This window comes from Lactiplantibacillus sp. ME-2 (assembly GCF_022549155.1).
Taxonomy (GTDB): Bacteria; Bacillota; Bacilli; order Lactobacillales; family Lactobacillaceae; genus Lactiplantibacillus; species Lactiplantibacillus plantarum.
This window is the reverse complement of the sequence record NZ_JAKZEQ010000070.1, coordinates 1-5853: the sequence shown is the minus strand read 5'-3', so window position 1 is coordinate 5853 and position 5853 is coordinate 1. Positions and strand designations below refer to the sequence as shown.

General features: G+C 39.3%; 6 protein-coding genes and 1 pseudogene. 3 read left to right on the top strand and 4 right to left on the bottom strand.

Annotated elements, in window-relative coordinates; all coding sequences use genetic code 11:
* Positions 1-157: 157 nt before the first annotated feature.
* On the bottom strand, positions 158-1537 hold the full coding sequence (locus tag MMY95_RS14855) for an FAD-dependent oxidoreductase (protein WP_015639791.1): 1380 nt from the start codon (positions 1535-1537) through the stop codon (positions 158-160).
* Positions 1538-2041: 504 nt separating this feature from the next.
* On the opposite strand from MMY95_RS14855, the gene MMY95_RS16140 reads away from it, so the two are divergent.
* On the top strand, positions 2042-2131 hold the full coding sequence (locus tag MMY95_RS16140) for a putative holin-like toxin (protein ID WP_021353390.1): 90 nt from the start codon (positions 2042-2044) through the stop codon (positions 2129-2131).
* A 156-nt stretch (positions 2132-2287) separates the two neighbouring features.
* Here the strand turns inward: MMY95_RS16140 and MMY95_RS14850 are convergent.
* Both MMY95_RS14850 and mobQ read right to left on the bottom strand, forming a co-directional pair.
* Positions 2288-2512, bottom strand: a pseudogene (locus tag MMY95_RS14850) (LtrC-like protein); the annotation flags it as partial.
* A 12-nt stretch (positions 2513-2524) separates the two neighbouring features.
* A complete protein-coding gene (gene mobQ, locus MMY95_RS14845; protein ID WP_241277775.1) occupies positions 2525-4585 on the bottom strand; it encodes a MobQ family relaxase in 2061 nt (686 codons plus the stop codon).
* A gap of 270 nt (positions 4586-4855) precedes the next feature.
* Between mobQ and MMY95_RS14840 the strand changes: the two genes are divergently transcribed.
* Both MMY95_RS14840 and MMY95_RS14835 read left to right on the top strand, forming a co-directional pair.
* On the top strand, positions 4856-5065 hold the full coding sequence (locus tag MMY95_RS14840; protein ID WP_021816926.1) for a hypothetical protein: 210 nt from the start codon (positions 4856-4858) through the stop codon (positions 5063-5065).
* 19 nt (positions 5066-5084) lie between these two features.
* Positions 5085-5375, top strand: a complete 291-nt coding sequence (locus MMY95_RS14835; RefSeq protein ID WP_035428040.1) for a hypothetical protein — start codon at positions 5085-5087, stop codon at positions 5373-5375.
* A 57-nt stretch (positions 5376-5432) separates the two neighbouring features.
* On the opposite strand, the gene MMY95_RS14830 is transcribed toward MMY95_RS14835, so the two are convergent.
* Positions 5433-5681: a methyltransferase gene (locus MMY95_RS14830; RefSeq protein WP_241277774.1), complete on the bottom strand. Its 249-nt coding sequence runs from the start codon at positions 5679-5681 to the stop codon at positions 5433-5435.
* Between the last annotated feature and the right edge of the window lie 172 nt (positions 5682-5853).

Sequence of the window (5853 nt, the reverse complement as noted above, 5' to 3'; positions counted from 1 at the left end):
TCGTAATATGCGGTTCTGGTTGAACTGCACCTAAAATAACGAAGGTGAACAGCAAAGCTTCTTTCTGATCCGGACTAACAAACATCCACTAGATTAAGGGCATTGTTAATCACATTGCGTAATAATTTTAACGGTGATTTCTTGATTGTTTCCTCGATTAACTAGTCGGCTTTGTGTTTCTAGGGCGTTGGCTTTTCACAACCGGGGTCTTAAAAAGATCATTCAAGGCTTCAGACATTGTTGGATGAGTATAGATCATGTCGCGTAATCTTTCGTAAGGTAATTTGGCCTTCATTGCCAATGCAATTAGATTGATGGTTTCATGAGCCTCAGCGGCATACAATGTTGCCCCTAAAATAAGGTGTGTTTTTTGATCAACGATTACCTTATAAAGCCCGCGTTGATCCTCCAAGACACGGGCCTTTGGAATCGCCTTGACTGATAGCTTGAAGGTTTGTAAATCATAGCCTGCACTCTTAGCTTGACGTTCATTTAAGCCGACGCTAGCCAGTGGTGGATTTAGGAACGAAGCAGTCGGTATCACCATTCGATCGGCCGTTGAGCGATCCCCCTTATCAAACAATTGATCTACAATAATACGAAAATCATCCAATGAGACATAAGTGAACATAGGACCGCCATTAACGTCGCCCAAAGCCCAAACGTTTTGTACTGTGGTCCTTAAATGATCATCGACCTGAATAGCACCACGACTGGTTAAAGCAATATCGGTATTTTCTAGCCCTAAACTATTTATATTAGGCCGTCGACCGACTGCAACCAATACCGCATCAAATTTCGCAGTGTTAGTTTGATCACCTTGTTGATAATATAATGTAACCTTCTCACCATTATCTTTTACTTGAGTTAGTTGAGTCGCCGGTTTAATCTCGATCCCTGCGTCAGTCAGATCTGCTACGACCTCGGTCGCAATATCAGGATCTTCGCGCTCTAACAATCTGGTATGTTGGTCGAAAATCGTTACATGCGTACCAAAGGAATTAAACATTCCAGCAAATTCAAGGCCAATATAACCGCCACCAATAATTGCTAGTCGTTTCGGTTGTTTCTCCAATTCCATAGCTTCTTTAGACGTAAAAATCCGTTGACTAAATTCTAACCCTGGGATTGATGGCCAATTTGGAACTGCTCCAGTATTAATAAAGATACGTTCACCTCTCACCTTCTTAGTCGTTCCATCACTCATTACGACTGCCAAAACATAATTGTCGATAAAACGGGCTGACCCATCCCAAACCGTTGCTAGTGGCTCATCAGCCACCATGTGATAGTTTTTGTTTCGCAACTGTCTAGTCATCTCACCACGCTTATTAACTGCTGTAGTGAAGTCCACGCCACGTTGGCCATTAAGAATTAAATTTTTAGATGGTAGGCAGCCAACATTGATGCAAGTTCCTCCGTACATTTGTTTAGACCGTTCAATCAGAAGCACGGTCTCATCATGCTGCGCCAAGTACTTAGCTAATGTCTTACCCGCCTTACCAAATCCAATAATAATATTTTTAAATTTATCCATTGTTTTACCCGCCTTTTACTAGTCATCTGTTATTGTACTTATTATAAGTAAGCAAAGCGTTAAAAGCAGTTTATATGCTCAACTACCTATTTATCTGACTTGACTTTATAGTCATCATTTCACCATCTTATTTGTCTTTTACCACACTTTTCCCTCTAGTAGCTGATTTTATGACCTTCTTTACTTTTATAATCGTACTGTCTGGTAGGGTTTGCGCCCGCTCTTGGACCGCCCTACTGGACGCTTGTTATTCCCCATTGCAGCAGTATTATTAGCCTTGCTTGCTGACCTTGCTAGTGTTGTAGCTTTCCTTTGCTGTCAAGAGCAGTTTTATTGCTCTTGGTTGATTTTTAATTTCCCTGTATAATGGATTGAGCAAAAAGTTTTCTACGTAAAGTCAAGTATATTAGGACTCTAAAGTTTTTAAGGGCGGTGGCTGTCTTTTCCCTTGTGAGGTGAGGCCCATGGGAACATGGAATAATCTTCAGGAAGGTTGCACAGTCAATGAGCGTCTTCCAGACACTCTCGTTGATGTTGCTGTTTGGCACGTTTTTAATCGCGCTACTCAGCTATATCGACAAGCACCACAAATAAAAAAGCCGCACCGATCATAACTTTGGCGAGTTACGGGACGACATTATCGTTTAGTTAACTAATGCCACCGCCTTTGAAGCGGCTTGCGCGGGAAGTCCTGTTTTCGGCGGGACTTCTTTTTTCTGTTTATATTATAGCATGACCTTTAAAAACTGGCTAACGCTTTAAACTTTGATCAAATTCGGATTTGGGTTGTTTGATTGATGAATTTTCTTCAGTAAATGCTTGCAGCTGTTTTTGTGTTCGATTACTGATTTCATGGTGTATATCATTTAGTTTATTTTTTAGTTCTGATTTTTGTTGTGGGTTCCTTGCTTGCTGAACTTGTTGTTGCAAGCTTTGATATGACTGATTAAGCGCTCGGGCTGATAGCTTTTTTATTTTACATTTAAATTACAAGTGCATGCCCCCATCTTCATGCCGGTTTCTAGTTTGGTGTTGCCGCTGCTTTTTCGTCATTGCCCACTCGGTCTCCTTTAGTCCACGTAATTGCTGTTTTCTTAGATAGTCTGTATTTTTCGCATATAAAGTGGTCATTAAGGCTTCGTCCAAAATATTCATCAGGTAATTTTTCGGGCTAGTTGGGTGGTAATTAATGGCCTGATAGTCCTTAACTTGAGCTTGCTTATATTGATCAAACCGCATTGCCTGTTGTTTCAAACGGGTTTGTACCATTTCAATTTGTTTTTGATCAAGCTTAGGATCTTGGCCACATTCACCGAGAAACAGTTGCCGGGTGCCATCATGTTTTAAGACCCGTTGCAGTCGATGATCCTGAATATCTTTTAATTCAATTTTACCTAACAGGTAATTCAACCCGGCTTGGTGTTGCTGACTAGTAAAGACTACCGGTGGCTGCTGTTGTAATTGACTAAGCTGGTTTGCATCTAATGGCTTTAATTCTGGGTCATAGTAAACCACAGCCGTATAAATTTGCTCCTTATCAATCGTCTCTAGCTTATCCAGGTCACTGTCCGGAAAAGCAGTCGTTAGAATGCTGTCGTATTGGGTTTGCACCACGGCTTTAACTTCCCGCATGACCCGTAAATCTTTCACCGCTTTAGAAATGAATTCGAGTTCGTTAGGTTGATAAGCGGCTAGCATGCCCCAATCAGTATGCTTCAAATCGTCTAACTGGTGACCATGTTTGGCTAGCACCGTGGTTAATTGCTTCTCAATTGTTTGGGCTTGCTGATTAACTAACTGCCAACTGGTATATGGCCGCTTGGTAAACGTCAATAATTGCTGGGTTAATAAGTCGTTTCGAATATCCGCTAACCGTTCTGCCAATTCGCTACCTTTGAAAATCGTTTGTTCACTATTAGTTTCTTTAATCAGTTCCCGACGTTCAGCCGCGGTTGTCCGTTCAAAATCAAGTTCCGGATAAAGCTTTTTCGTTGCTCGTTCCACCACTTTATTTAACAACTGGTTAGCTTGTGCTAGCGATGTCGTTTGCTGGTCAATAGTCAGCAGTTGCTTGGTTACATCTTCACCAATGGCATGTTTGATTAATAAGCTGTTTTTCCAATTAAACAGCATGCGCTGTTTATCATCTAAATGTTCTAAATCGACATAGGCTTTCAATTGCTGACTTAGATGACTAATTGTGTGTTTTTCAGAGAACGATAGCTCGTCAGTTAACGCGTCAAAATGTTCATGATTTCTTATCTTTTCGTCAAGATTATGATATTTAGCTTGAGCGTTTCTTTGCGCTCTAACTTGTTGATTAAATGCTTTTCGATTTTCTCTTTGGCTGTTAATGCCTTCGTGTTGGGTAGGTGTCTCTTGAATCCCTTGATCGACAAATGATTTTTCACTAATCCGATCCGGAATATTTTTTTGTGCTAAGAACTGATTAACACTCAACGCCCAATTATGCCGCCACTCATTAATTTTTTCCTTTTTATCCCAATCAACCAACCAAATTTTTCTTTGTTTTGGAAACCCGCTTTTGGTTAAAAGTTGCTTGCCATTTTCATCTTTAATGTACTGCGTCTTTGCTTTTAATCCCCAACTACCATCGGGGTTAAATGGGCGATTGGTTAACATCACATGTGCATGCGGATTGTCTGGGTGATCGCGATGAATTGCTACGTCAGCTACCATACCTTGATTGGCAAAATTTTCTTGCACATATTTTGTCAGTAATTCTTTCTGTTCGGATTCACTTAATTCTACCGGTAAAGCCACGTTAAATTCTTTGGCATACCGTGAGTTTGATTTACGATTGTTCTTTTCAACTTCATTCCATAATTTTTCTAGATCACTGGCCCATGCTGGTGCATTTTTGGGGGTTAAAATAAAGCTTTCTGGCATAACCGAGCGGGCATAGAAATATCGGCGACCTTCTTTATCATCAAATAATTTTTCACCACTTCGATAAGCGGCACTGGCAATGGCACTGCGTCCTTTACCAGCACTAATATTACTAAAGCTCATGTGAAAAATTGCCATGTCAGTCACTACCTTTCTTGGGTCTTATGGGGTTGATTTTTTTGTCGCCGTCGGCGACTTATAATACAGTTTTTAATGGGTTAGCACAACATAGAATTTATTCTATGTGTAAGTGCGCATTGACCTCGTTTCACTCGTCCTGCTGATTCCCCTAAATTTACTTATAGTGTATGCCTTCCGCTTCGCTATTTCAACTTTTATCCTTTGACTTAACATTCTTTGTATGATATAGTGTCGGTGATTATTTTTAATATGATTGGAGGGATTATTATGTCTCAAAGTAACTTAGAAAAACAAGAAGCTAAATTAAAACAGCTTAATCAAAAGATTAAAACTGAAAAAAATAAGATTGAACAAAACCTCGGTAAGCAAATCATTAGATCAGCCAATTTGGATTATGGGACACTTACCACTCCACAGATTAAAATGATTGCTAAAAAAGTTGCCGCCTTTTTAAATCAATCTCAAAATAACCAATAATAGTTAGGTGGTAATGACTATACCTAATCAATATGAAAAATTAGTTGAGCAGCAAGCGCGTTTAAAACAAAAAATTGAGCGGGAAGATTTTAAATTACGGCAATCTAAATACTATGAAAGCCGCAAAGCCCGTTCTCGTCGATTAATTCAAAAAGATGCTTTGCTAGAAAAATACTTTCAAGCTGATACCCTTTCGATCGAACAAACCGAAGAACTTTTAAAAACATTTGCCGATTACGTTAATGCCCATAAACCGAATAAAATCAAAACGATCAGCCTAATAAATAGGCCGATCGTTTTGATTTTCTGAATCATTTTTCGGTTCATTTTTAGTTTGATAAAGCATCTCAAATTCAATCAAAATAGATTACATTTTTCGGGTAACTAAAATGAAGCGATCCTCTTTAGTAGTGACTGAACCGTCATTTTGAATTAATTGATCTAGTTGAGTAAGCTGTGATAAGCAGTGATCAACACTGAAATCGGGAAACTCCCAAGGAATAATTGAAGCGTAGTAAATAATGGCCCCAATATCAAAAAAAGTCATACTGGGTTGAGCTTCTTTAGCTAACAAAATTTCAAAGCCTAAATTTTGAAAATCTACGACTGTTTTCAACAAGGTATTATCTGGATATGCCGGAATATAAGCAGGATCGAAAAAGCGTGACAATGAATAATTGTTCAAAGCCCCAACCTGTTGACTGATAAAATAACCGCCAGCTTTTAACTTATCTGGTAGATTGTAAAATTAATCCGAACGCTGTTCGGACAAAAAAGATCAGCTTCCT

What these genes read in the sequence shown, in the direction of transcription:
- MMY95_RS14855 (WP_015639791.1), bottom strand. Translation starts at nt 1,537, where the DNA reads ATGGATAAATTTAAAAATATTATTATTGGATTTGGTAAGGCGGGTAAG.
- MMY95_RS14840 (WP_021816926.1), top strand. Translation starts at nt 4,856, where the DNA reads ATGTCTCAAAGTAACTTAGAAAAACAAGAAGCTAAATTAAAACAGCTT.
- MMY95_RS16140 (WP_021353390.1), top strand. Translation starts at nt 2,042, where the DNA reads ATGAGCGTCTTCCAGACACTCTCGTTGATGTTGCTGTTTGGCACGTTT.
- mobQ (WP_241277775.1), bottom strand. Translation starts at nt 4,585, where the DNA reads ATGGCAATTTTTCACATGAGCTTTAGTAATATTAGTGCTGGTAAAGGA.